This window comes from Falsiroseomonas oryzae, from assembly GCF_027856955.1.
GTDB classification, from domain to species: domain Bacteria; phylum Pseudomonadota; class Alphaproteobacteria; order Acetobacterales; family Acetobacteraceae; genus Falsiroseomonas; species Falsiroseomonas oryzae.
Genome location: NZ_JAPSMD010000041.1, coordinates 1 through 23,028, shown reverse-complemented (window position 1 = coordinate 23,028; position 23,028 = coordinate 1). Strand labels below are relative to the sequence as shown.

Below are 23,028 nucleotides of genomic sequence, written 5' to 3'. Positions count from 1 at the left end.
CCCGCCCCGGGCGGCTGCGCGACGACCAGGCGCACCGGGCGTTGCGGCCAGGGCGCCTGCGCCATGGCGCGGCGCGCGCCGATCACGCCGAGCGAGGCGCCGACGACGCGGCGGCGGCGCAAATAGCCGAGGGCGAGGCGTGCGGGCGGGACGGACGCATGGCGCGGGGATGCGGACATGGAACACTCCTTCCGGGATGCTGGTTGACCCTGGGGTGGTGCTCCGCGCCATTATGGTTGGTGCGCTTGCGGGGCCCAGCCATGCTGCCGCAGCCGGGCCGGCCGTGTCCATTGTCGCGTGACCTCACGCCGCCCGTCGCGCGCGCGCAGCAACCCCGGCCGCACGAGCCTGCATGACCTCCTGGATCGCCTTCACCCTGGCCGCGGCGCTGTTCCAGTGCTGGCGCACCGCCATGCAGCAGCGCCTGCGCGGGGAGCTCTCGGTGAATGCGGCGGGGATCGTGCGCTACCTCTACGGCGTGCCGGTGGGGTGCGCGCTGCTGCTGGGCTACGGCGCCGCTGCGGGGCAGGCGCCCCCGGCGCTGTCCGGGTGGGTCGTGCTGCTCTGCGCGGTCGGCGGGCTGTCGCAGATCATCGGCACCAACCTGCTGATCATGGCCTTCGGCCACCGCAACTTCGCGGTCGGCACCGCCTATTCCAAGACCGAGGCGGTGCAGGCGGCAATCGTCGGCGCGATCCTGCTCGGCGAGCAGCTGGCGCCGCTCGCCTGGCTCGGCATCGCGGTCGGCGTAGGCGGCGTGCTCTACCTCTCGCTCGCCGGGCGCGGGACGAGCCCGGGCGAGCTGCTGCGCGGCCTGACCCAGCCGGCGGCGCTCTGCGGCATCGGGGCCGGCTTCTGCTTCGGCCTGACCGGCGTGCTGATCCGCGCGGCCAGCCAGGACACGGCGGGCGACGACCTGGTGCACAAGGCGCTGCTGCTGCTGGTGGTAACCAACGCGCTGCAGACGCTGATGCAGGGCGCCTGGCTGGCCCGGACCGAGCCCGCCTCGATCCGCGCCGTCTTCGCCACCTGGCGCAGTTCGGCCCGGGTCGGGGCGCTGTCGGCGCTGGGCTCGGCCTGCTGGTTCTCGGCCTTCGCGCTGGCCCCGGTGGCGCTGGTGCGCGCGGTGGGCCAGGTGGAGATCCTGTTCACCCTGGCCTTCAGCCGCTTCTACCTGCAGGAGAAGGCGAAGCCCGCCGAGATGGTCGGCGCGCTGATCGTGGTGGCGGGCGTCGTGCTGGTTCTGCTGGCCAGCAGATAGGGCCGATGCGGCCGGGAATGCGGTCCCCGGCGTATTGCCGCACTGCACCACCCATGTTAAGGCCCCGCCGCCGCCGCCGGGGGTGGTTCAGGCCCTCCCCTGGCGCGCCCCTCTATGTGCCGCGCAGCCCCGCCGCGCGCCGCCCAGCAACAGGATCGGGACCGCCTTGGCCTCCGCCGCGACGAATGTGAGCACGGGCTCCGCCCCGCAGGCCCCCACGCCGAGCGCCCTGGCGGGGCGCTATGCCCTGGCGCTGCTGGGAATCGTGGACGACCTTCGCAAGGGCGAGCCGAACGCGGCGGACCGAATCGCCGGCGACCTCGACCGCCTGTTCCGCCTGTGGCGCGAGGATGACGGCTTCCGCGCTTTCGTCGAGGATCCGCGGCTCGATTCCGCCGAGCAGCGCCGCGGTGCCTTCGGCATACTCGCGGCGGTCGGCATCGGCACCGAGGTGCGCAACCTGGTCGGCGTGATGATCGGCAATCGCCGCCTGGGCGAGTTGCCGGCGGTGGCCACCGCCTTCCGCGCCCAGCTTGCCGCGCGCCGCGGCCAGCAGACGGCGCAGGTCATCACCGCCCATCCGCTGTCGGACACGCAGCGCGCGCAGATCGTTGCGCGGCTGACGGAGGCCGGCTTCTCCGGCGTGCAGCTGCAGGAAAGCGTCGACCCCTCGCTCCTGGGGGGCCTCGTCGTCCGCATCGGCTCGCGCCTCTACGACAACTCGATCAAGTCCAAGCTGCAGCGACTGCAGTACGCGATGAAGGGGGCTGCCTGACATGGAGATCCGTCCTGCCGAGATCTCGGAGATCCTGAAGCAGCAGATCGCGGGCTTCGACGCCGACGCCAACGTGGCGGAGGTCGGCACCGTGCTGACCGTGGGCGACGGTATCGCGCGCGTCTTCGGGCTGCAGAACGTGATGGCCGGCGAGCTGGTGGAGTTCCCCTCCGCCGGCCTGAAGGGCATGGCGCTGAACCTCGAGACCGACAACGTCGGCATCGTCATCTTCGGCGACGACAAGTCCGTGCGCGAGGGCGACACCGTCAGCCGCACCGGCGCCATCGTGGACGTGCCCGTGGGCAAGGGCCTGCTCGGCCGCGTGGTGGACGGGCTGGGCAACCCGATCGACGGCAAGGGCCCGATCGAGGCGACCGAGCGCAAGCGCGTCGAGGTGAAGGCGCCGGGCATCATTCCCCGCAAGTCCGTGCACGAGCCGATGCAGACGGGCATCAAGGCGATCGACGCGCTGATCCCGATCGGCCGCGGCCAGCGCGAGCTGGTGATCGGCGACCGTCAGACCGGCAAGACGGCGGTGATCATCGACACGATCATCAACCAGAAGGGCATCAACGCCGGCGGCGACGAGAGCAAGAAGCTCTATTGCATCTACGTCGCCATCGGGCAGAAGCGCTCCACGGTCGCCCAGCTGGTGAAGCAGCTGGAGGAGAGCGGCGCGCTGGAATACTCCATCATCGTCGCCGCCACCGCTTCCGACCCGGCGCCGATGCAGTTCATCGCGCCCTACACCGGCTGCGCGATGGGCGAGTTCTTCCGCGACAACGGCATGCATGCGGTCATTTTCTACGACGACCTGTCCAAGCAGGCCGTCGCCTACCGCCAGATGTCGCTGCTGCTGCGCCGCCCGCCGGGACGCGAGGCGTATCCGGGCGACGTGTTCTACCTGCACTCCCGCCTGCTGGAGCGGGCGGCGAAGATGAACGACGACTTCGGCGCGGGCAGTCTGACGGCGCTGCCGGTCATCGAGACGCAGGCCGGCGACGTCTCCGCCTACATCCCGACCAATGTGATTTCGATCACGGACGGGCAGATCTTCCTGGAGACGGAGCTGTTCTACAAGGGCATCCGCCCCGCGGTGAACGTCGGCATCTCGGTCTCCCGCGTGGGGTCCGCGGCGCAGATCAAGGCGATGAAGCAGGTCGCCGGCAAGATCAAGCTGGAGCTGGCGCAGTATCGCGAGATGGCGGCCTTCGCGCAGTTCGCCTCCGACCTGGATGCGACGACGCAGGCGCTGCTGGCGCGCGGCGCGCGGCTGACGGAGCTGCTGAAGCAGCCGCAGTTCAAGCCGGTGCCGGTTGAGGAGCAGGTGGCGGCGATCTTCGCCGGCACCCGCGGCTACCTGGACCGTATCCCGGTGAACAAGGTCGGCGAGTTCGAGCGGCGCATGCTGTCCGAGCTGAAGACCCGCGAGCCTGGCATCCTGGACAGCATCCGCACCGACCGCGAGATCAAGAAGGAGACGGAGGCGAAGCTGACGTCGTTCCTCGACGACTTCGCCAAGTCCTTCGCCTGATCGCGACGCAGCCGGATAAGGTCCGATGCCCAGCTTGAAGGACCTGCGTGGACGCATCAACAGCGTGAAGTCCACGCGGAAGATCACGCAGGCCATGAAGATGGTCGCGGCGGCCAAGCTCCGCCGCGCCCAGACCCAGGCCGAACAGGCCCGCCCCTATGCCGAGCGGATGGAGCGCATGCTCGCCTCGCTCGGCGCTTCCGTCGCGTCGAACCCCGATGCGCCGAAGCTGCTGGTCGGCACCGGCCAGGACCAGGTGCACCTGCTGGTCGTGGTCACAGCCGACCGCGGCCTGGCCGGGCCGTTCAACACCAATGTCGGCCGCTTCGCCCGCACGCGCATCCGCGCGCTGGAAGCGCAGGGCAAGACGGTGAAGGTGCTGTCGGTGGGCCGCAAGGGCGCCGCCTTCCTGAAGCGCGAATTCCCCCGCCACATCGTGGGCGAGATCACCTTCATGGGGAAGAAGCGCATCGGCTTCGAGGATGCCGCCGCCGTCGCCGAGCGGATCACGGCGATGCTGGAGGCGGGCGAGTTCGACGTCTGCAGCCTGCTCTACAATCGCTTCCGCAGCGTCATCACCCAGGTCCCGACGGACCAGCGCCTGATTCCGGCGCCGCTTCCGGAGGCGAAGGACGACGCGGCGGCCGGTCCGCAGGCGCTGTACGAATACGAACCGGCGGAGGAGGAGATCCTCGCCACGCTGCTGCCGCGCAACCTGGCGATCCAGGTCTACCGCGCCCTTCTGGAGAACAACGCCGGCTTCTACGGCAGCCAGATGAACGCGATGGACAACGCCACGCGCAACGCCGGCGAGATGATCAACAAGCTCACGCTCAACTACAACCGCACGCGACAGGCCAACATCACCAAGGAGCTGATCGAGATCATCTCCGGTGCAGAAGCCGTCTGAGCAGGGAAACCGCACGATGAAGAACAACGTCGGCAAGGTCACGCAGGTTCTGGGCGCCGTCGTGGACGTGCAGTTCCCGGCCGAACTGCCGTCCATCCTGAACGCGCTGCACGTGAAGATCGAGGACCGCACCCTGGTGCTCGAGGTCGCGCAGCACCTGGGCGAGCGCACGGTGCGCTGCATCGCCATGGACACCACGGACGGTCTGGTGCGCGGGTCCGAGGTGGTGGATACCGGCGCGGGCATCGCCGTGCCGGTCGGCAACGGCACGCTGGGCCGCATCCTGAACGTCATCGGCGAGCCGATCGACGAGCGCGGGCCGGTCGCCGCCGAGAAGACCTACACCATCCACCGCGAGGCCCCTTCCTTCGAGGAGCAGGCGACCAGCGCCGAGATCCTCGTCACCGGCATCAAGGTGATCGACCTGCTCGCGCCCTACCTGAAGGGCGGCAAGATCGGCCTGTTCGGCGGCGCCGGCGTCGGCAAGACCGTCACCATCCAGGAACTGATCAACAACGTCGCGAAGGCGCATGGCGGCGTGTCCGTCTTCGCCGGCGTCGGCGAGCGCACGCGCGAGGGCAACGACCTGTACCACGAGATGGTCGATGCGGGCGTGATCAAGCTGAACGAGAACGACACCGAAGGCTCCAAGGTGGCGCTCGTCTACGGCCAGATGAACGAGCCGCCGGGCGCCCGCGCGCGGGTCGCGCTTTCCGGCCTGTCGCTCGCGGAATACTGCCGCGACGAGCAGGGCCAGGACGTGCTGTTCTTCATCGACAACATCTTCCGCTTCACCCAGGCGGGCGCCGAGGTGTCGGCGCTGCTCGGCCGCATCCCCTCCGCGGTGGGCTACCAGCCGACACTGGCCACCGACATGGGCGCGCTGCAGGAGCGCATCACCTCCACCAAGAAGGGCTCGATCACCTCGGTGCAGGCCATCTACGTGCCCGCGGACGACCTGACCGACCCGGCGCCGGCGACGTCCTTCGCGCACCTCGACGCCACCACCGTGCTGAGCCGCTCCATCGCGGAGATGGCGATCTTCCCGGCGGTGGACCCGCTCGACTCGACATCCCGCGCGCTCGATCCGCGCGTGGTGGGCGAGGAGCACTACCGCGTGGCGCGCGAGACGCAGCGCATCCTGCAGACCTACAAGTCGCTGCAGGACATCATCGCGATCCTGGGCATGGACGAGCTCTCGGAAGAGGACAAGCTGGTGGTGGCGCGCGCGCGCAAGATCCAGCGCTTCCTCTCCCAGCCCTTCCACGTCGCTGAGGTCTTCACCGGCACGCCGGGCGTCTTCGTGAAGCTGGAGGACACGATCCGCAGCTTCGCCGGGATCGTCGCTGGCGAGTACGACCACCTGCCGGAAGCCGCCTTCTACATGGTCGGCACGATCGAGGACGCCGTGAAGAAGGGCGAGGCCCTCAAGGCTGCGGCGTAATCTTTGCCCTCAAGTGCCGGGCGCGCGCATCCGCGCGCTTGGCTTCGCCGCGCCGCTGGTGTTCCCGGCGGCGCTGGCGGGTGGGCGGCGCCGGCCGCTGTGCGGCCGGACCCTCGCAACTCGGCCGCCACGCGTGGCAGCCGCGTCTGCTGTTGGTGAGGTAGGGGACTGCTGATGGCGACCTTCCAGCTCGAACTGGTCAGCCCCGAGAAGCTGCTGCTGAGCCGCCCCGTCGAGATGGCGGTGCTGCCGGCGGCGGAAGGCGAGATGGGCGTGCTGCCCGGCCATTCGCCGATGATCGTCGCACTGCGCGGCGGCATCATCACCGTGACCGAGAATGGCCAGGTGACCGACCGCCTCTTCGTCGGCGGCGGCTTCGCCGAGGTGACGCCGGAACGCTGCACCGTGCTCGCCGACGAGGCGACGCCGGTGGCCCAGCTGTCCCGCGCCGATGCCGAGCAGCGCGTGCGGGAGGCCGAGGCGGCCTACACCGCCGCCACGGCGGACACGCCTGAGAAGCGCGACGCCGCGATGGCCCGCCTGCTCTCGGCCCGCGCCATGCTCGCCGCCGCCGGCGCTGCCTGACCACCGACCTGCCCGGGTTCAGGGCAGGCACCGCTTGAAACCGGAAGCCGTCCGCAAAACATAGGGTTGCGGGCGGCTTTTGCGTTTGTCCCGGGGGGACCAGATGAAGCATTGGCGTGTCGAGCAGGTGTCGTGGGACCGCTTCGATCCGTCGAAGGTGGACCCCGAGCTCGTGCCGCTGGTGAAGGCGGCCGCGATGGTGGAACGGAACGGCGACGACTACGCGCTCTACCTGAAGTCGGTCTTCCACGACGATCCGGACTTCCAGCTGGCGGCCGAGAACTGGGCGGTCGAGGAGGTCCAGCACGGCGAGGCGCTCGGCAGGTGGGCGACGCTGGCCGATCCCGGCTGGGATTTCCGCGCCGCATTCGATCGCTACCGCGAGAGCTTCAAGATCGACACCACGGCCGATGCCTCGATCCGCGGCAGCCGCACGGGCGAGCTGATCGCGCGCTGCATGGTGGAGACCGGCACCTCCTCCTACTACACGGCGCTGGGCGAAGGCACGGAGGAGCCGGTGCTGAAGGAGGTCTGCCGCCTGATCGCGGCCGACGAGTACCGCCACTTCAAGCTGTTCTACGACCACATGCGCCGCTACCTGGCGCGGGAGAATCTCTCCTTCGTGCAGCGGCTGAAGGTGGCGATGGGCCGAATCGGCGAGAGCGAGGACGACGAGCTCGCCTACGCCTTCCACTGCTCCAACGAGGCACCGGGCACGCCCTACGACCATGACCGGTGCATCGCCGGCTACATGGGCCGCGCCATGGGCTACTACCGCTTCCGCCACGTCGAGCGGGGGATGGGCATGATCTTCAAGGCGATCGGGCTGGAGCCCCGCGGGCGCCTGTCCGACATCGCCGCGAAGGGCGCCTGGCGCCTGCTGCAATGGCGCCGCGACCGCTTCCGCGCGGCGGTGGTCGCCAACGAGAACAACGCTGCGCCGCTGCGCGCGGCGGCCTGACGCTCCGCGCCGGCGAAGTCAGGCCGCGGGCAGCCGAACGATGAAGCGCGCGCCGAGCACCTTGCCCTCGGCGTCGCGGCGGTTCTCGGCGCTGATGCGGCCGCGCAGACCCTCCACGATCTGGCGCGAGATGGACAGGCCCAGTCCGGAGTGCTGGCCGAACCGCTCGCCATGCGGGCGTTCGCTGTAGAACCGGTCGAAGATGCTTTCCAGCTTGGCGTCGGGGATGCCGGGGCCCTCGTCCTCGACCGTGAACTCCACGACGGCGCCAAGCGGACGCGCACGCACCGTCACCTTGCCGTCCTTGGGGCTGAAGGACACGGCATTGCCGATCAGGTTGCGGAACACCTGCACCAGCCGGCCTTCCACGCCACGCACGATCAGCTTGTCCGGCGCCTCGATCTCCACCACCGGGTCGCCATCCTCCCGCGTCGCGGCGTGCAGCTCGCCGAGCGCGCCGAGGATGGGGGCGACGTCCACGGGCTGTGCGATGGTGCGCGACAGCTCCGCATCCACCTTGGAGCTGTCGGCGATGTCGTTGATCAGCCGGTCCATGCGGACGGCGTCGTCGGAGATGATCTGCAGCAGGCGCTTCTGCTTGGCCGTGTCCTCGATGCGGCGCAGCGTCTCGATCGCGCTGCGAACCGAGGTGAGCGGGTTGCGCAGCTCATGCGCAACGTCCGCGGCGAAGCGCTCGTTGGCGTCGATGCGGGCCCAGAGGGCGCGGGCCGCGGTCTGAAGGTCGCGCGCCAGCACGCCGATCTCGTCGTCGCGCGCCAGCAGCGGCGCGGGCACGCTGCCCGCGCGGCCTTCGCCTTCACGCATCGCCGCGGCCGATTCGGCAAGCTGCAGGATCGGCGTCGCCAGCGTGCGGGCCAGGTAGATCGACGCCAGCACCGTCAGCAGCAGCGCCAGGCCGAACAGCGCGAGGACGGAGACGCGGATCTCCAGCAGGCGCTGGTCCACTTCCCGCGCCTCCCGCGTCAGCAGCACGATGCCGACCGAGGCGGCGCCGCGCCGCGCGGGCTCGGCGACCGAGACCAGCAGCCGCCCTTCCGCCGTACGGCGGATATAGGGCCGCACGCCGCCTTCCAGCGCTAGGCGCAACTCCTCCCTCCGGTCGGCGCCCGTCTGGGCATTGCCCGTGCCGCCGAATTCCGGCTGCCAGTCGAAGGAGGGGGCGTCGGGGTTCACGTCTACCGTCACCTCCTGCCGGGTGCCGCGGGGCAGCACGGCGAGGACCCGGTCATAGACGCCGGCCACCGTGCCGGCGAAGGCGCCGCGCGGCTCGGGCGGGGGCAGGGGCTCGGTGACGATGGCGCCGCCCGGCCCTTCCCGGACTCGGCTGTCGGCGACCAGCAGGCCGGTGGTGTCGAACAGCCGCGCCTGGGTGTTGGGCGAGGGCTCGACCAGGCGGCGCAGCAGGGGGCGCGCGGCCTCCGCCACCAGGGTCGTGCGGTCATCGCGGGTGCGGGTGGCAGCCTCGGCGATGGCGCCGGCGTAGATGCGGGCCTGGGTGCGCAGCGCCTCCACCTCGGCGGCCAGCAGCCCGTTCTGGTACTGGTCGAGATAGAGCAGCGCGGCGGCCAGCAGGGCGGGCGGCAGGGCGTTCAGCAGCAGGATGCGGCGCAGCAGCGGCGACAGCCAGCGGCGGCGTCGCGCGTCGGTCTTGGCCGGCAGGATAGGCGCGCCGCTGGCGTCGGGCATCGGGCACCCAGCCTACCCCGCCGCGCGCCGACGGGCCACGCCTGTTGCGCACGGCCCGGCTTGGCCCGAGATTCGCGCCGAGACCGGCGCGCCGACCGGACACGACAGGGAGGGGAACGATGCTCGGACTGATGCAGGACTGGCCGCTGCGCATCCACCGGCTGATCGACCATGCGGCGCGCCACCACGGCGCGCGGCGCATCGCCAGCCGCAGCGTCGAGGGGCCCTTCCACGCCACCGACTACCGCGCGCTGCGCGCCCGCGCGCTGCACGTCGCCCAGCGCTTGGCGCGGGAAGGCGTGAAGCCCGGCGACCGCATCGCGACCATGGCGTGGAACACCTGGCGCCATATCGAGTCCTGGTATGGCATCACCGGCGTCGGCGCGGTCTACCACACGCTGAACCCCCGCCTGTTCCCCGAGCAGATCGCCTGGATCCTGAACCACGCGGAAAGCCGGATGATGCTGGCGGACCTGACCTTCGTGCCGCTGCTGGAGAAGCTCTCGCCCGGCCTGCCGCATGTGAAGCGCTACGTCATCCTGACCGATGCGGCGCACATGCCGCAGACGCGGCTGCCCGGCGCGGTGGACTATGAGAGCTGGATCGCCGAAGCCGATGGCGACTTCTCCTGGGCGGAGGTGGAGGAGAACGCGGCGGCTGGCCTCTGCTACACCTCCGGCACGACAGGCAACCCGAAGGGCGTGCTCTACTCGCACCGGTCCAACGTGCTGCACGCCTTGGCCAGCACGGCACCGGACATGTTCGGGATTCGCTCCGCGGACCGGGTGATGCCGGTGGTGCCGATGTTCCACGCGAATGGCTGGTGCCTGCCCTTCTCCGCCGCGCTGACCGGGGCCGGACTGGTTCTGCCGGGCCCGAAGCTGGACGGCGCCTCGATCCACGAGTTGATGGAGGCGGAGGGCGTGACCTTCACCGCGGCCGTGCCGACGGTCTGGCTCAGCCTGCTGCAGCACCTGGAGGCGACTGGTGCGCCGCTGACCACGCTGCAGCGCGTGGTGATCGGCGGCAGCGCCTGCCCGCGCGCCATCACAAAGGCCTTCGCGGATCGCGGCGTGAAGGTGATGCATGCCTGGGGCATGACCGAGACCTCGCCGATCGGCACGATCTGCGGGGTGAAGCCCGAGGTTGCCGACCGCGACGCGGAGGGGATGCTGGACCTGCAGGAGAAGCAGGGCTTCCCGCCCTTCACGGTTGACATGCGCATCGTCGGCGACGACGGCGCGGAGAAGCCATGGGACGGCACGACCTTCGGCAACCTGCAGGTGAAGGGCCCGACGGTGACCAAGGGCTACTTCAAGCAGGAGAAGGATTCGCTGACGGCGGATGGCTGGTTCGAGACGGGCGACGTCGCGACCATCGACGAGCATGGCTACATGCAGATCACCGACCGCACCAAGGACGTGATCAAGTCCGGCGGCGAGTGGATCAGTTCGATCGAGCTGGAGAACCTCGCGGTCGGCCATCCGGACGTGGCGGAAGCCGCGGTGGTGGCGGCACGGCATCCCAAATGGGACGAGCGGCCGCTGCTGGTGGTGGTGGCGAAGCAGGGGCGGACGATCGACAAGCAGTCCGTGCTGGACCACATCGCGCCGCATGTCGCGAAGTGGTGGATGCCCGACGATGTCGTCGTGGTGGAGGAGATCCCGCACACCGCGACGGGCAAGATCCTGAAGACGAAGCTGCGCGAGCAGTTCGCCGGGCATTTCGGGGTGTAGGGCAGCGGCGCCCTCTCCAGCGGGAAAGGGCGCAGGCGCGGCCTACCAGCTCCGGCTGGCCGCCGCCCCGTCGCGGCGGCCGTATTCATAGGCCTGCCGCTCGGCCTCGTAGCTGCCGTCGCGGTAGCCGCCGGTGGGCGCGGCGGGCGTCGCATAGCCGTAGCCGGGTTGGACATAGGCCGGCTGGGCGACATAGCCCTGCTGCACGTAGCCCTGCGGCGCGTAGCCTGGCTGGACGTAGCCTTGCCGCGCATAGGCGGGCGGCTCGTTCACATAGGCGCAGCCGGCGAGCGGGGCGAGGATCGCCACGCCCATCATCATCCGCTTCATCGGGGGCCTCCTCACGCGTCGTTGTCCGAACGCAGCGTGCGGGTGGCCGGTTGCCCCGGCGGCGGTTGCAGCCCGATCAGGCTTCCTTGTAGCGGTACCCCAGCCCGTACAGCGTCTCGATCTGCGCGAAGTCGTTGTCCACGGCGCGGAACTTCTTGCGCACGCGCTTGACGTGGCTGTCAATGGTGCGGTCGTCCACGTAGATGTTCTCGCCATAGGCCGCGTCGATCAGCTGGTCGCGGTTCTTCACCATGCCCGGCCGCACCGCCAGCGCCTTCACCAGCAGGAACTCCGTGACGGTCAGCTGCACCTGCTGGCCCTTCCAGATGCAGGTGTGCTTGGTCTCGTCCAGCACCAGGTCGCCGCGGGCGATGATGCCGCCGGCGGGGGTACCGCTGCCCTCGGCGCGGCTCGCCTCGTTCCGGCGCAGCAGGGCGCGAATGCGCTCCAGCAGCAGGCGCTGGCTGAACGGCTTGGTGATGTAGTCGTCGGCGCCGAGGCGCAGCCCCATCAGCTCGTCCAGCTCGTCGTCCTTGCTGGTCAGGAAGATCACCGGCATGGCGCTGCGCTGGCGCAGGCGCTGCAGCAGCTCCATCCCATCCATGCGGGGCATCTTGATGTCGAGCACGGCGAGATCGACCGGCCGCGCCATCAGCCCCTGCAACGCCGATTCGCCATCCGTGTAGGTGCGGACCTGGAATCCCTCCTGCTCGAGCGTCATGGAGACCGAGGTCAGGATGTTGCGGTCATCGTCCACGAGCGCGATGGTGGCTGGCACGGCGGATACTCCCTGGACCAGGGCGGCTGCCCATCTTCCGGTCGGTGCCACCCTGCCGCCGGATTGTGGCAAAGGCGGGTCGGACAACCGGAGACGATATGGCGACGGAAGGGCTCGGCTTCGAGGCACGGCGGCTGGTCCGCGGGGCGATCTCGGCAACGCTCGCGACCAGCGCGGAGGGGATGCCCTTCGCCAGCCTGGTCACCCCCGCCACGGCGCCGGACCTGGCGCCGCTGCTGCTGCTGTCGTCCCTCTCGGAGCATACGCGCCACCTGCGGGCGGAGCCGCGCTGCTCGCTGCTGTTCGTCGGCACGCCGGAAAGCGCCAATCCGCAGACCGCACCTCGCGTGACCGTGACCGGCCTGGCGGAGATGGTGCCGACCGAGGAGGTCGCGACGCTCAAGGCGCGCTGGTTGGCCCGCCACCCCTATGCGGCGCTCTACGCCGATTTCGGCGACTTCGCCCTGTGGCGCATCCGCCCGGGCGGGGCGCTGCTGGTCGGCGGCTTCGCCCGCGCCACGCGGCTGCGGCTGGCCGAGTTGCTGCCCGACCCGGGCGCGGTCGCCGCGCTGGCGGCGGGGGAGGCGGAGATCCTGGCGCATGTGAACGCCGACCACGCCGACGCGGTGGCGGCCATCGCCCAGGGGCTTCTGGGCGGGGCACCGGGCGCCTGGCGACTCGCGGCGGTGGACACGGATGGCTGCGACCTCGCGCTCGAGGAGAAGGTGCTGCGGCTGGCCTGGCCAGCACCCGTAGCGGATCCCGACGGGGTGCGCGCGGCGCTGATCCGCGCCGCGCGGGAGGGGCGGGCGCGGCTTTCCACCTGAGGTCGCGCGCAATACGTCGTCATGTCAGCGCGGTAACCAGGCGGTTCGCATTGCGCACAACCGCTTAGCCGCCCTAATTTCGCCGCGCTCACCCATGAAGGGGGGGCGCGTGCGCAGCGTCACCGGCCTGTTGTCGTCCAAGGTCCGGACCGCGCCCGAGTGGAGGCTTTGATGACGTCCAACCCAGCGCTTTCGGGCACCGGTGTCACCGGCCCGGCGGAAATCCACGTCAACCTCACCGCGCCGGGCCTCTATGCCCATGCGCTGCGCCGTGGCGAGGGCCGGCTCTCCGCCGATGGTGCGTTCATGGCGGTGACCGGCCAGCACACCGGCCGCTCGGTGCAGGACAAGTTCGTGGTGGACGACCCCGAGGTGCACGACGCAGTCTGGTGGGGCCGCATCAACCAGCCGATGGCTCCGGCGAACTTCCAGAAGTTCACGCAGCAGGTGCGCACCTGGCTCGGCCAGCAGCCGGAGCTGTTCACCCAGGATCTGTATGCCGGCGCCGACCCGGCGCATCGCGTCCGCGTGCGGCTGGTGACGACCAATGCCTGGCACGCGCTGTTCGCACGCAACATGTTCATTCGCCCGCCGCAGACCGAGCTGGCCGGGTTCAAGCCGGACTACGTGATCCTGCACGCGCCGGAACTGGAGGCGATCCCGGCCGAGATCGGCTGCCGCACCTCCACCTGCATCGCGCTGAGCTTCGCCGCGCGCACCATCTGCATCGCCGGGACCAGCTACGCTGGCGAGATCAAGAAGTCGATCTTCACGGTGATGAACTGGATCCTGCCCGACCGCGGCGTGCTGCCCATGCATTGCAGCGCCAATGTCGGCCAGGGCGGCGACGCCGCGCTGTTCTTCGGCCTGTCCGGTACCGGCAAGACGACGCTCTCCTCCGATCCCGAGCGCGCGCTGGTCGGCGACGACGAGCATGGCTGGTCGGATGGCGGCATCTTCAACTTCGAGGGCGGCTGCTACGCCAAGGTCATCAAGCTGTCGAAGGAGGCCGAGCCGCAGATCTGGGACGCCAGCCACCGTTTCGGCGCGGTGCTGGAGAACGTGATCGGCGACGAGCGCGGCAACCTCGACCTCGATGACGGGCGGCTGACCGAGAACACGCGGTCCTGCTACCCGATCGAGTTCATCCCGAACACCGTCGCAGGCGGTCGCGCGGGCAAGCCGAAGAACGTGGTGATGCTCACGGCGGACGCCTTCGGCGTGCTGCCGCCGATCGCCAAGCTGACGCCGGCGCAGGCCATGTACCACTTCCTGTCGGGCTACACCGCGCGCGTGGCGGGCACCGAGAAGGGGCTGGGCAAGGAACCGCAGGCGACCTTCTCCACCTGCTTCGGCGCGCCCTTCCTGCCGCGCCACCCGGAAGTCTATGGCCGGATGCTGGCGGAGCGCATCGCGAAGGACGGCGCGCAGGTGTGGCTGGTGAACACCGGCTGGACCGGCGGCGCCTATGGCACTGGCAAGCGGATGAGCATCCAGCACACCCGCGCGCTGCTGCGCGCAGCGCTCGACGGGTCGCTGGCGAAGGTGGAGTTCGTGCGCGATCCCTTCTTCGGCCTGATGATGCCGAAGGCCGTGCCGGGCATCCCGAGCGAGGTGCTGAACCCGCGTGAGACCTGGGCCGACAAGGACGCCTATGACCGCCAGGCGAAGCACCTGGTTTCGCTGTTCGAGAAGAACTTCGAGACCTTCGCCGGCGCGGTGGGCGAGGACGTGAAGGCCGCGGCGATCCGCGCCGCCGCCTGACGCGACCCCGCCATCAGGGATGCGGGCGCGTTCCCCGCGGGGGGACGCGCCCGCTTCGATTCCGGAGGTCCGGCACATGCCCCTCGACGACACCTCCCGCCGCCGCGGCCGCGGCGATGGGCCGCAGCCCGCGCGCAACGTGCTGGGCGGCACGCTGCTGCCCTGCTCGGTCGCGCCGCTGACCGGCTTCTTCCGCGACGGCTGCTGCAACACCGGGCCGCATGATCTCGGCCTGCATGTGGTCTGCGCGCAGGTGACGACGGAATTCCTGGCCTTCAGCAAGGCGCGCGGCAACGACCTGTCCACGCCGCGGCCGGAATACGGCTTCGCCGGCCTCAACCCCGGCGACCGCTGGTGCCTCTGCGCCGCACGGTGGGAGGAGGCGCGCCTGGCCGGACTCGCGCCGCCCGTGCTGCTGGAGGCGACGCATGAGGCGGCGCTTGCGGTGGTGGAGCTGAGCCACCTGAAGGACCACGCGGTCGACGCGCCGTGAACCGCACCGGGCAGGCCGCGTTCCGCCTGCCAGGAGGTGCGACCATGCCGGCACGGCTGAAGAAGGGTGGCTCGCGCGAGACTGTCTCCGCGAACATCCAGGAGCTGGTCCATGACTGGGAGCAGGACGGCACCATCGGCAACAGCCGTCCGAAGACGAAGTCGCAGGCGGTGAAGCAGGCAGTGGCGATCGCGCTGGGCGAGGCGCGGCGTACCGCGCGCGGCAAGGCGAAGCCCCCGCCGCCGCCGGCCGGCACGGCCAGCGCGCGGAAGGAGGCAGCCGGCAAGCGCAGGCGGTAGCTACCGCCGTCGCAGATCCTGCAGCAGCGCGACCAGCGCCGTCGTGGCCATGAAGGCCGCGCCGAGCAGGAAGACCGCCTGCGGCCGACCCGCATCCATCAGCCAGCCGAACAGCACCGGCGCGACCATGCCGCCGATGTTGAAGCCGGTGGTGACGATGCCGAAGGCCGCGCCGGCCTGGCCGGGCGGCGCGGCGGCACGGACCATCATGTCGCGCGAGGGCATGCAGAGTCCGCTCAGCACGCCCGAGAGGCCCAGCAGCAGCAGCACGACGAAGCCCGGCAGGGGCAGCAGCGCGACCAGCGCAGTGGAGGCCGCGGCCCCGGCGAAGCCCACGGCGGCGACCAGCCCGTGCCGGCTGGTGCGGTCCGCCAGGCCGCCGCCCAGCAGCACGCCGCTGGCCGAGCCGATCAGGTAGGCCGTGAGGGCCGCGCTGGCGAGCGCGAGGGACATGCCATGCGTCGTCACCAGCGCCGCCACCGAGAAGGCGTTCATGCCGCTGATCGACAGCGAGATCAGCACGAAGAAGCCGGTGAGCCCCAGGATGGCGGGGTTCAGCAGACGCGGCTGCGTCGTGCCGGCTGCCGCCTTGGGCGCGGCGGGCGCCGTGTCGCGCGGGCAGGCCAGCCAGACATAGAGCGCGGCGGCAAAGCCGACGAGCGCCGCCGCGCCGACCGCGCCGCGCGTGCCCGCCATCCCCGCGATCGTCAGCAGGATCGGCGGCGCGACCGCCCCGCCGGCGAAGCCCGAGAAGGTGTGCCAGGAGAAGGCGCGGCCCATCCGGGCTGCGCCGATCCGCCCGCCCAGGATGGCGTAGTCCGCGGGGTGATAGACCGAGTTGGCGAGACCGGCGAGCACGGCCGAGATCAGCAGCCAGGTGTAGCCGCCGAAGACGGCGAAGCTGCCGAAGGCGATGCCGCCGAGTGTGAGCCCCGCGGTCAGCACGCGGCGCGGGCCGAGCCGGTCCACCAGGAAGCCGACCGGCGCCTGGGTCAGCGCCGTGGTCAGGCTGAACAGGGTGATCGCCAGGCCGAGCTCCACGAAGCTGGCGCCCAGCTCGTCCCGCAGCAGCGGGAACAGCGGGGCGAAGACCAGGATGTGGAAATGGCTGACGGCATGCGCGCCGGTCACGGCGAACAGCGTCCGCCGCTCGCCGGCGGTCCAGCCTTCCTGCGTGGCGTCGGCGACCGCGGTGCTCAATGCGCCTCCGCCCAGGAACGGCCGTGGCCGACCTCGACGGCCAGCGGCACGGAGAGCGTCGCGGCGCCTTCCATCACCTGGCGCACCAGCGCCGCGGTGGCGGCCACCTCGGCCTCCGGCACCTCGAAGACCAGCTCGTCATGCACCTGCAGCAGCATCCGCGCCGCGAGGCCGGCCTCGCGCAGCGCGGCCGGCAGCCGGACCATCGCCCGCTTGATGACCTCTGCGGCGCCGCCCTGGAAGGGGGCGTTGATCGCGGCGCGCTCGGCGCCGGCGCGGCGGGCGGGGTCCTTGGCCGCGATCTCCGCGATCCAGAGCTTGCGGCCGAAGGGCGTCTCGACGTAGCCGCGGGTTCGGGCGTCCTCCTTGAAGCGCTCCATGCAGTCGCGGATGCCCGGGTACTGCGCGAAGTAGGCGTCGATGATGCCGCGCGCCTCGCCCGGCCCGATGCCCAGCCGCGCGGCAAGGCCGAAGGCGGACATGCCGTAGATGATGCCGAAGTTGATGGTCTTGGCGCGGCGTCGCGCCTCCTTGTCCACCTTGGCGGGATCCAGGCGGAAGATGTCGGCGGCGGTGCGGCTGTGGATGTCCTCCCCACGCGCGAAGGCTTCCTTCAGCGAGGGGACGTCGGCGACATGCGCCAGGATGCGCAGCTCGATCTGGCTGTAGTCGGCCGAGAGCAGGACATGCCCGGGCTCCGCGACGAAGGCGGTGCGGATGCGCGCGCCTTCCTCGGTGCGGATCGGGATGTTCTGCAGGTTCGGCTCGGTCGAGGACAGCCGCCCGGTCGAGGTCACCGCCATGGCGAAGTCGGTGTGCACCCGGCCCTGGGCGTCGGCCTTCTGGGCCAGAGCCTCGACATAGGTGGATTTCAGCTTCTGGATCTGCCGCCAGTCCAGCACGCGGCGGGCCAGGTCTACGCCCTGGGCGGCCAGTTCCTCCAGCACGCTCGCATCCGTGCCCCAGGCGCCGGTCAGCTTGCTGCGCTTGCCGCCCGGCAGCTTCATCTCGTCGAACAGGATCTCGCCCAGCTGCTTCGGCGAGCCGACGTTGAAGGGCCGGCCGGCGAGGTCGTGGATCTGCTTCTCGTAGAGGGCGAGCTTCTGCGTGAAATCCTCGCCGATGCGGGCGAGCTCGGCGGCGTCGATCTTGATGCCGCGCAGCTCCATGTCGCGCAGCACGCCGACCATGCGGCGCTCCACCTGCTCGTAGAGCGACAGCGCCTTCGCTTCCCGCAGGCGCGGCTTCAGCAGCGCCCAGAGCCGCAGCGTGACGTCGGCGTCCTCCGCCGCGTAGGCGGTGGCCTTGTCCAGCGGCACCTGGCTGAAGGGGATGCGACTGCGCCCCGTGCCGGTGACGCTGTCGAAGCTGATCGGCACATGGCCGAGATGCAGCTGCGAGAGCTCGTCCATGCCCTGGCCGTGCCGCCCCGCCTCCATCGCGTAGGAGATCATCATGCTGTCATCCACCGGCGCGACGGCGATGCCGCCATTCTCCGGCCGGCACAGCACCTCCAGGTCGTATTTCGCGTTGTGCAGCACCTTGAGGATCGTCGGGTCCTCCAGCAGCGGCTTCAGCTCCGCCAGCGCCGCGTCCGGGTCCAGCTGCTGCGGCGTGCCGCTGCCCATCAGGTCGCCGCTGCCCTCGTGGCGCAGCGGGACATAGCAGGCGCGGCCGGGCGCCGTCGCGATGGAGAGCCCGACGAGCCGCGCCTTCAGCGCGTCCAGGCTGTCGGTCTCGGTATCGAAGCCGATCACGCCGGCGGTCCGTGACGCGGCGATCCAGCCGCGCAGCGCCTCGATCGTGGTGACCGTCTCGTAGGGTCCGAAGGGCACCTCCTGCTGGGCGGGCGCAGCCACGGCCTCGGGATCGGGCGTCGCGGAACGCACGGGCCGCGCGCTCGCCGCGCCGTCGCCGAAGCCCAGGCGCGCGAGCAGGCTGCGGAAGCCGTTCTCGCGCAGGAACTTCTCCAGCGTCGCCGGCTGCGGCGGCTTCGCCACCATCTTCTCGACCGGGATCGGCATGGGCGCGTCGGCGTCCAGCTGAACCAGGCGCTTGCTGATGCGCGCCTTCTCCGCGTTCTGCTCCAGCGCCTCGCGCCGCTTGGGCTGCTTGATCTTCGACGCATTGGCCAGCAGCGTCTCGAGGTCGCCGTATTCAGTGATGAGCTGCGCCGCGGTCTTGATGCCGATGCCCGGCACGCCCGGGACGTTGTCCGTGGAATCGCCGGCCAGCGCCTGCACCTCCACCACCTTGTCGGGGGTGACGCCGAACTTCTCCAGCACCTCCGGCTCGCGGATCGGCTTCTGCTTGATCGGGTCCAGCATCTCCACGCCCGGCCGGATCAGCTGCATCAGGTCCTTGTCGGAGGAGACGATGGCGACCGTGCCGCCTTCCGCCACGAAGGCTTTGGCGTAGGCGGCGATCATGTCGTCCGCCTCGTAGCCCGGCTGCTCCACCTTGCAGACGCCGAGCGCCTCGGTCGCCTCGCGGATCAGCTGGAACTGCGGCACCAGCTCGGGCGGCGGCTCCGGCCGGTGGGCCTTGTAGTCGGGGTAGATCTCGTTGCGGAAGGTCAGGCGCGCGCTGTCGAACACCACGGCGATATGGCTGGCCGCGTGCTTCGCCAGGAATTGCGAGAGCATCTGGGTGAAGCCGTAGACGGCGTTCACATGCACCCCATCCGGCCGCGTCATCGGCGGCAGGGCATGGAAGGCGCGGAAGATGTAGCCCGAGCCGTCCACCAGGATCAGGCGCTTCTCCCCCGGCGCCACCGGCGCGACGCCGTTCGCCTCCGGCCCGGCGGCCGTCTGCTTGCCTGCGGCCTCGATGTCCGTGGTCCCGCCGGAGGCGGGCTCAGTGCCCATGGTCGTCGCCGGCGCCCTCGGCCAGGACATAGGTGCGCGAGCAGTAGGGGCAGGTCACCTGGCGGTCCTCGATGCGGAGATAGACCAGCGGATGACCCAGCGCGCCGCCGCCGCCGTCGCAACCGACGGTGCGGCTGGTGACGGTGAAGGTCTCTTCCGGCGTCACGCCGGGGGTGAGCACGGGCGCATAGCCCGTCTGTCGCTGGTCCCGCATCGTCCAACCCTGGTCCTTGCGCGGCGGAAGATAGGGGGGGAGGGCGGATCGGGCCAGCCTTGGCCGACGGCCAGCGACGGCCGGCACACCGTCTGGCAACCAACCCCGATCCATGTATGTTCCGGTGCAACGCCGGCCGGCGCCGCCCCTGCCCGGGGCGAAGCGCGGCCGTAGCCAGGGAGACGTCCTTGATGCGCACGCGCCGCCAGGCCCTGTCGCTTGCCCTCGCCGCCGGCCTCGCGCCGTCCGTCGCCGTCGCGCAGGGCGCGGCGGGGTGGCGGCCATCGCGTCCCATCCGGTTGATCGTCCCCTTCGCCCCCGGTGGCTCCAACGACATCGTCGGACGCATCGTCGCCGAAGCCGCAAGCCAGGCTCTGGGCCAGCCGATCGTGGTGGAGAACCGCGCCGGCGCCGGCAGCGTGATCGGGGCGGAGCATGTCGCGCGCTCGGCGCCGGACGGCCACACGGTGCTGATCAACAGCTCCCACCCGACAGTGCCGGCGATCGTCGCGCGCGTGCCGTACCAGACCGTGAACGATTTCGTCGGCATCGCGGTGGCGGGCTTCTCCCCCTATGTGCTCGTCTCCAACCCGCAGCTGCCGGTCCAGCGCGCGCAGGACCTCGTCGCGCTGCTGAAGGCCAATCCGGGCCGCTACAACCAGGCGACGGCCGGCATCGGCAGCGGCGTGCATGTGGCGGGCGAGCTTTTCCGCACCCTTGCCCAGGTGCAGGTGGAGCTGGTGCACTACCGCGGCGGCGGGCCGAGCGTCGCGGCGCTGGTCGCCGGCGAGGCGCAGCTCGGTACGCCGACCATGGCGTCCTCGATCGGTCACACCCGCGCCGGCACGTTGCGCCCGCTGGCCGTTCTGGCCGAGCAGCGGTCCCCCGCGCTGCCCGAGGTGCCGAGCGCGCCGGAGGCCGGGCTCCCGGGCGTGATCCTCGAGGAGTATTTCCCGATCCTCGCCCCCGCCGGGACGCCGGCGCCCGTGGTCGCGGCGCTCGGTGCCGCCTTCCGAGGCGCGATCCAGCAGAATGCCGCGAAGCTCACCGAACTGGCGGGCGTCTCGCCGCGGCCGGGCTTCGACACGTCCGAGCAGGTGATGGAGCTGATCCGCAAGGACGTCGATCAGTACACCAGGATCCTGCGCGCCGCGGGCGTGCAGCCGGAGTAGCGGCGGGTTAGCGGCGAGCGGCGCGGCCTCCGCCGGGCTACCGCTCTCGCGCGCGTCGCTGGTCCTGCGCCTTGGCGTGCAGCCAGGCCGCGTGCTGCAGCTCGTGCGGAAGGCCGCTCCGGCGGGCTGCCTCGACGAGGTAGCCGAGGATGTGGTCCGCCTCGTTCGGCCCGCCGCGTTCGAGGTCGCGGAGCAGCGACGAGACGGCGACGCTCCGCTCGTCGGACAACGTCCTCGCCAGGAACGCCCGCGCGTCCTCCGAGAACGGGAAGCCCTGCGCGGCGGCGATCGCCGCGTTGCTGTCGAGCAGTTTCAGCATGGTGTCGCGCCCGCCGGCGCGGACGATGTCGCCGATCGCCGCGCGGAACAGCACCGTCGCGCCTGCGAGGGTGCCGATGATGACCAGCTTGTCCCACATGCGCGGCAGGATGTCGGGCACGGCCAGCGCGTCGAAGCCGCGGCCGCGGCCGAGCGCCTGCGCCAGCGCGGCGGCGCGGCCATCCATGCGCCCGTCCTGCTCGCCGAAGACGAGCTCGCTCATCTCGCCGGTCTGCTGCACCACGCCGTCCGGCGTCATCCCCGCGACGATGCGCGCCAGGCCGCCCCAGACGCGCCCGGGCCCGAAGGCTTCGTTCAGCCGCTCCATGTGCGACAGGCCGTTGAGGATCGGCAGCACCGCCGCGCCGGCTTCCACCGCCGGGCGAATCGCCTCCATCGCGCCTTCCAGATCGTACGCCTTGGCCGTCAGCAGCACGACGTCGTAGCCGGGGCCTGCCTGGGCCACGGTCGTGACGGGGCGACGGATGTCGCCGGCCGGGCTCTCCACCACCAGTCCGTCGCGGGCGAGCTGCTGGGCTCGCCGGGGCCGGACCAGGAAGGTGACGTCGAGGCCGCGTTCCAGCGCACGACCGCCGAAGATGGCGCCGAGCGCCCCGGCACCGAGCACGAGCATCCGCATGGCCGATCCTCCCGCGCCATCAGGTCACGCCCGGGCGCTCCGCGCACATTACATCCGCGCGGGCAGCCGGCCGGCCTCCCGCCGCTGGTCGTAGGCGCGGGCGTGCAGCAGCGCGAGCGCGTGCAGCTCGTCCGGCACGCCGGCGCGGCGCGCCGCCTCCGCCAGCGGGGCGAGGATGTGCTCCGCCTCCGTCCGCCCGCCGGCCTCCAGGTCGCGCAGCATGGATGCGGTGTAGGCGCTGGCCGGGTCGGAGAAGAGCGCCCGATAGGTCTCCATGAAGGCCGGCGTCATCCGGTGGCCGTGCGCCGCCGCGATCGCCGCGTTGCGCTCCAGCAGCGTCAGCAGGACGTCGCGGCCGCCGGCGCGCACGATCTCGCCGACGCTGGCCCGCATCAGGACGGTGCCCGCGGCGACGGTGCCGAGATGCACCAGCTTCTCCCACATGCGGCGCTGGATGTCCGGCACTGCCTCGGCCTCCAGGCCGCGGGTCTTCCCCAGCGCCTCGGCGAATGCGGCGGCGCGGCCGTCCATGCGGCCGTCCTGCTCGCCGAAGGTCAGCCAGCGCCAGTCGCCGAGGTGCTGCACCACGCCCTCCGGCGTCAGCGTGGCCGCGCACTTCGCCAGGCCGCCCCAGACCCGCGCCGGGCCGAAGGCGGCGTTCAGGGCCTCGATATGCACCAGCCCGTTCAGGATCGGCAGCACGCAGGCGCCGGCTTCCACCGCCGGCCGGATGGCGGCCATGGCGCTCTCGAGGTCGTAGGCCTTGCAGCTCAGCAGCACGACGTCGAAGCCCGGGCCGGCCGCGGCCGCGGTCCTCGCCGGCAGGTCGATATCGCCCAGCGGGCTTCGCACCCGCAGCCCGTCGCGCGCCAGCTGCTCCGCCCGCCGCGGCCGCACCAGGAAGGTGACATCGAGCCCCCGTTCCATCGCGCGTCCGCCGAAATAGCCGCCGAGCGCCCCGGCACCCAGCACGAGCATCCGCATGACAGGCCCTCCCCGCTCATCTTCCGATGCATCGCCGACATAGGCGCGTTACATCTTGCTGCGCAAATCGGGTCCACATGCGCCGCCTGCCCCTGTTTCTCGCCGTCCTTGCCGCCCTGGGCGCCGCCGCCTGGTGGGCCGCCGCGCCCGCCGCCTCCGGCTGGCTGCCGGCGCTGCCGGGCTGGGCCGGAGGTGGCGATGCCGAAGGCCCGCGGCTGCGCCTGGCGGA

General features: G+C 71.2%; 21 protein-coding genes. 13 read left to right on the top strand and 8 right to left on the bottom strand.

Translation table 11 applies throughout. From position 1 onward, the window contains the following. Positions 1-352 precede the first annotated feature (352 nt). The 7 genes from OZN99_RS06975 to OZN99_RS06945 all read left to right on the top strand — a co-directional run bounded on the left by OZN99_RS06975 (position 353) and on the right by OZN99_RS06945 (position 7,470). A complete protein-coding gene (locus OZN99_RS06975; RefSeq protein ID WP_270934477.1) occupies positions 353-1,261 on the top strand; it encodes a DMT family transporter in 909 nt (302 codons plus the stop codon). 166 nt (positions 1,262-1,427) lie between these two features. Next, entirely contained in the window at positions 1,428-2,036 is a 609-nt protein-coding gene (atpH, locus tag OZN99_RS06970) for an ATP synthase F1 subunit delta (RefSeq protein WP_270934476.1), read from the top strand. A gap of 1 nt (position 2,037) precedes the next feature. Further along, on the top strand, positions 2,038-3,570 hold the full coding sequence (atpA, locus tag OZN99_RS06965) for a F0F1 ATP synthase subunit alpha (RefSeq protein WP_270934475.1): 1,533 nt from the start codon (positions 2,038-2,040) through the stop codon (positions 3,568-3,570). 25 nt (positions 3,571-3,595) lie between these two features. After that, positions 3,596-4,480 (top strand): F0F1 ATP synthase subunit gamma, encoded by an 885-nt coding sequence (locus OZN99_RS06960; RefSeq protein ID WP_270934474.1) that lies wholly within the window; start codon positions 3,596-3,598, stop codon positions 4,478-4,480. A gap of 16 nt (positions 4,481-4,496) precedes the next feature. Further along, positions 4,497-5,924, top strand: a complete 1,428-nt coding sequence (gene atpD / locus OZN99_RS06955; protein WP_270934473.1) for a F0F1 ATP synthase subunit beta — start codon at positions 4,497-4,499, stop codon at positions 5,922-5,924. Between the two features lie 174 nt (positions 5,925-6,098). After that, a complete protein-coding gene (gene atpC / locus OZN99_RS06950; RefSeq protein WP_270934472.1) occupies positions 6,099-6,509 on the top strand; it encodes an ATP synthase F1 subunit epsilon in 411 nt (136 codons plus the stop codon). A gap of 103 nt (positions 6,510-6,612) precedes the next feature. Further along, positions 6,613-7,470 carry a ferritin-like domain-containing protein gene (locus OZN99_RS06945; protein WP_270934471.1) on the top strand — a complete coding sequence of 286 codons (858 nt, stop codon included), beginning with the start codon at positions 6,613-6,615 and terminating at the stop codon, positions 7,468-7,470. A gap of 18 nt (positions 7,471-7,488) precedes the next feature. Here OZN99_RS06945 and OZN99_RS06940 read toward each other — a convergent pair whose 3' ends face one another. Continuing rightward, a complete protein-coding gene (locus tag OZN99_RS06940; RefSeq protein WP_270934469.1) occupies positions 7,489-9,177 on the bottom strand; it encodes a stimulus-sensing domain-containing protein in 1,689 nt (562 codons plus the stop codon). A gap of 119 nt (positions 9,178-9,296) precedes the next feature. On the opposite strand from OZN99_RS06940, the gene OZN99_RS06935 reads away from it, so the two are divergent. Continuing rightward, positions 9,297-10,913 carry a long-chain-fatty-acid--CoA ligase gene (locus tag OZN99_RS06935; protein ID WP_270934468.1) on the top strand — a complete coding sequence of 539 codons (1,617 nt, stop codon included), beginning with the start codon at positions 9,297-9,299 and terminating at the stop codon, positions 10,911-10,913. Between the two features lie 42 nt (positions 10,914-10,955). Here OZN99_RS06935 and OZN99_RS06930 read toward each other — a convergent pair whose 3' ends face one another. Further along, entirely contained in the window at positions 10,956-11,243 is a 288-nt protein-coding gene (locus OZN99_RS06930; protein ID WP_270934467.1) for a hypothetical protein, read from the bottom strand. 76 nt (positions 11,244-11,319) lie between these two features. Next, the gene (locus OZN99_RS06925; RefSeq protein WP_270934466.1) at positions 11,320-12,021 is read right to left on the bottom strand and encodes a response regulator transcription factor; all 702 of its coding nucleotides are present in this window, start codon (positions 12,019-12,021) and stop codon (positions 11,320-11,322) included. Between the two features lie 98 nt (positions 12,022-12,119). Between OZN99_RS06925 and OZN99_RS06920 the strand changes: the two genes are divergently transcribed. From OZN99_RS06920 to OZN99_RS06905, 4 genes are all read left to right on the top strand, one after another. Further along, positions 12,120-12,848, top strand: a complete 729-nt coding sequence (locus OZN99_RS06920) for a HugZ family pyridoxamine 5'-phosphate oxidase (RefSeq protein WP_270934465.1) — start codon at positions 12,120-12,122, stop codon at positions 12,846-12,848. A 171-nt stretch (positions 12,849-13,019) separates the two neighbouring features. Beyond that, positions 13,020-14,612 (top strand): phosphoenolpyruvate carboxykinase, encoded by a 1,593-nt coding sequence (locus OZN99_RS06915; RefSeq protein WP_270934464.1) that lies wholly within the window; start codon positions 13,020-13,022, stop codon positions 14,610-14,612. A 76-nt stretch (positions 14,613-14,688) separates the two neighbouring features. Continuing rightward, positions 14,689-15,105, top strand: a complete 417-nt coding sequence (locus OZN99_RS06910; protein WP_270934462.1) for a DUF2237 family protein — start codon at positions 14,689-14,691, stop codon at positions 15,103-15,105. Between the two features lie 44 nt (positions 15,106-15,149). Then, entirely contained in the window at positions 15,150-15,404 is a 255-nt protein-coding gene (locus tag OZN99_RS06905) for a hypothetical protein (RefSeq protein ID WP_270934461.1), read from the top strand. On the opposite strand, the gene OZN99_RS06900 is transcribed toward OZN99_RS06905, so the two are convergent. From OZN99_RS06900 to OZN99_RS06890, 3 genes are read right to left on the bottom strand one after another with little or no spacing between them, the layout of a single operon-like run. Continuing rightward, positions 15,405-16,604: an MFS transporter gene (locus tag OZN99_RS06900; RefSeq protein WP_270934460.1), complete on the bottom strand. Its 1,200-nt coding sequence runs from the start codon at positions 16,602-16,604 to the stop codon at positions 15,405-15,407. It lies immediately after the preceding gene. Further along, positions 16,601-19,471, bottom strand: a complete 2,871-nt coding sequence (gene polA / locus OZN99_RS06895; RefSeq protein WP_270934458.1) for a DNA polymerase I — start codon at positions 19,469-19,471, stop codon at positions 16,601-16,603. Before polA ends, OZN99_RS06900 begins: the two co-directional genes overlap by 4 nt. Continuing rightward, entirely contained in the window at positions 19,461-19,685 is a 225-nt protein-coding gene (locus OZN99_RS06890; RefSeq protein ID WP_270934457.1) for a zinc-finger domain-containing protein, read from the bottom strand. Before OZN99_RS06890 ends, polA begins: the two co-directional genes overlap by 11 nt. A 191-nt stretch (positions 19,686-19,876) precedes the next feature. On the opposite strand from OZN99_RS06890, the gene OZN99_RS06885 reads away from it, so the two are divergent. Beyond that, the gene (locus tag OZN99_RS06885; RefSeq protein WP_270934456.1) at positions 19,877-20,857 is read left to right on the top strand and encodes a Bug family tripartite tricarboxylate transporter substrate binding protein; all 981 of its coding nucleotides are present in this window, start codon (positions 19,877-19,879) and stop codon (positions 20,855-20,857) included. A 37-nt stretch (positions 20,858-20,894) separates the two neighbouring features. On the opposite strand, the gene OZN99_RS06880 is transcribed toward OZN99_RS06885, so the two are convergent. Both OZN99_RS06880 and OZN99_RS06875 read right to left on the bottom strand, forming a co-directional pair. Then, entirely contained in the window at positions 20,895-21,815 is a 921-nt protein-coding gene (locus OZN99_RS06880) for a ketopantoate reductase family protein (RefSeq protein WP_270934455.1), read from the bottom strand. Between the two features lie 48 nt (positions 21,816-21,863). Continuing rightward, positions 21,864-22,799, bottom strand: coding sequence for a ketopantoate reductase family protein (locus tag OZN99_RS06875; protein ID WP_270934454.1), 936 nt, complete (start codon positions 22,797-22,799; stop codon positions 21,864-21,866). Between the last annotated feature and the right edge of the window lie 229 nt (positions 22,800-23,028).

What these genes read in the sequence shown, in the direction of transcription:
- OZN99_RS06975 (WP_270934477.1), top strand. Translation starts at nt 353, where the DNA reads ATGACCTCCTGGATCGCCTTCACCCTGGCCGCGGCGCTGTTCCAGTGC.
- atpA (WP_270934475.1), top strand. Translation starts at nt 2,038, where the DNA reads ATGGAGATCCGTCCTGCCGAGATCTCGGAGATCCTGAAGCAGCAGATC.
- OZN99_RS06960 (WP_270934474.1), top strand. Translation starts at nt 3,596, where the DNA reads ATGCCCAGCTTGAAGGACCTGCGTGGACGCATCAACAGCGTGAAGTCC.
- atpD (WP_270934473.1), top strand. Translation starts at nt 4,497, where the DNA reads ATGAAGAACAACGTCGGCAAGGTCACGCAGGTTCTGGGCGCCGTCGTG.
- atpC (WP_270934472.1), top strand. Translation starts at nt 6,099, where the DNA reads ATGGCGACCTTCCAGCTCGAACTGGTCAGCCCCGAGAAGCTGCTGCTG.
- OZN99_RS06945 (WP_270934471.1), top strand. Translation starts at nt 6,613, where the DNA reads ATGAAGCATTGGCGTGTCGAGCAGGTGTCGTGGGACCGCTTCGATCCG.
- OZN99_RS06940 (WP_270934469.1), bottom strand. Translation starts at nt 9,177, where the DNA reads ATGCCCGACGCCAGCGGCGCGCCTATCCTGCCGGCCAAGACCGACGCG.
- OZN99_RS06935 (WP_270934468.1), top strand. Translation starts at nt 9,297, where the DNA reads ATGCTCGGACTGATGCAGGACTGGCCGCTGCGCATCCACCGGCTGATC.
- OZN99_RS06930 (WP_270934467.1), bottom strand. Translation starts at nt 11,243, where the DNA reads ATGAAGCGGATGATGATGGGCGTGGCGATCCTCGCCCCGCTCGCCGGC.
- OZN99_RS06920 (WP_270934465.1), top strand. Translation starts at nt 12,120, where the DNA reads ATGGCGACGGAAGGGCTCGGCTTCGAGGCACGGCGGCTGGTCCGCGGG.
- OZN99_RS06915 (WP_270934464.1), top strand. Translation starts at nt 13,020, where the DNA reads ATGACGTCCAACCCAGCGCTTTCGGGCACCGGTGTCACCGGCCCGGCG.
- OZN99_RS06910 (WP_270934462.1), top strand. Translation starts at nt 14,689, where the DNA reads ATGCCCCTCGACGACACCTCCCGCCGCCGCGGCCGCGGCGATGGGCCG.
- OZN99_RS06905 (WP_270934461.1), top strand. Translation starts at nt 15,150, where the DNA reads ATGCCGGCACGGCTGAAGAAGGGTGGCTCGCGCGAGACTGTCTCCGCG.
- polA (WP_270934458.1), bottom strand. Translation starts at nt 19,471, where the DNA reads ATGGGCACTGAGCCCGCCTCCGGCGGGACCACGGACATCGAGGCCGCA.
- OZN99_RS06890 (WP_270934457.1), bottom strand. Translation starts at nt 19,685, where the DNA reads ATGCGGGACCAGCGACAGACGGGCTATGCGCCCGTGCTCACCCCCGGC.
- OZN99_RS06885 (WP_270934456.1), top strand. Translation starts at nt 19,877, where the DNA reads ATGCGCACGCGCCGCCAGGCCCTGTCGCTTGCCCTCGCCGCCGGCCTC.
- OZN99_RS06880 (WP_270934455.1), bottom strand. Translation starts at nt 21,815, where the DNA reads ATGCGGATGCTCGTGCTCGGTGCCGGGGCGCTCGGCGCCATCTTCGGC.
- OZN99_RS06875 (WP_270934454.1), bottom strand. Translation starts at nt 22,799, where the DNA reads ATGCGGATGCTCGTGCTGGGTGCCGGGGCGCTCGGCGGCTATTTCGGC.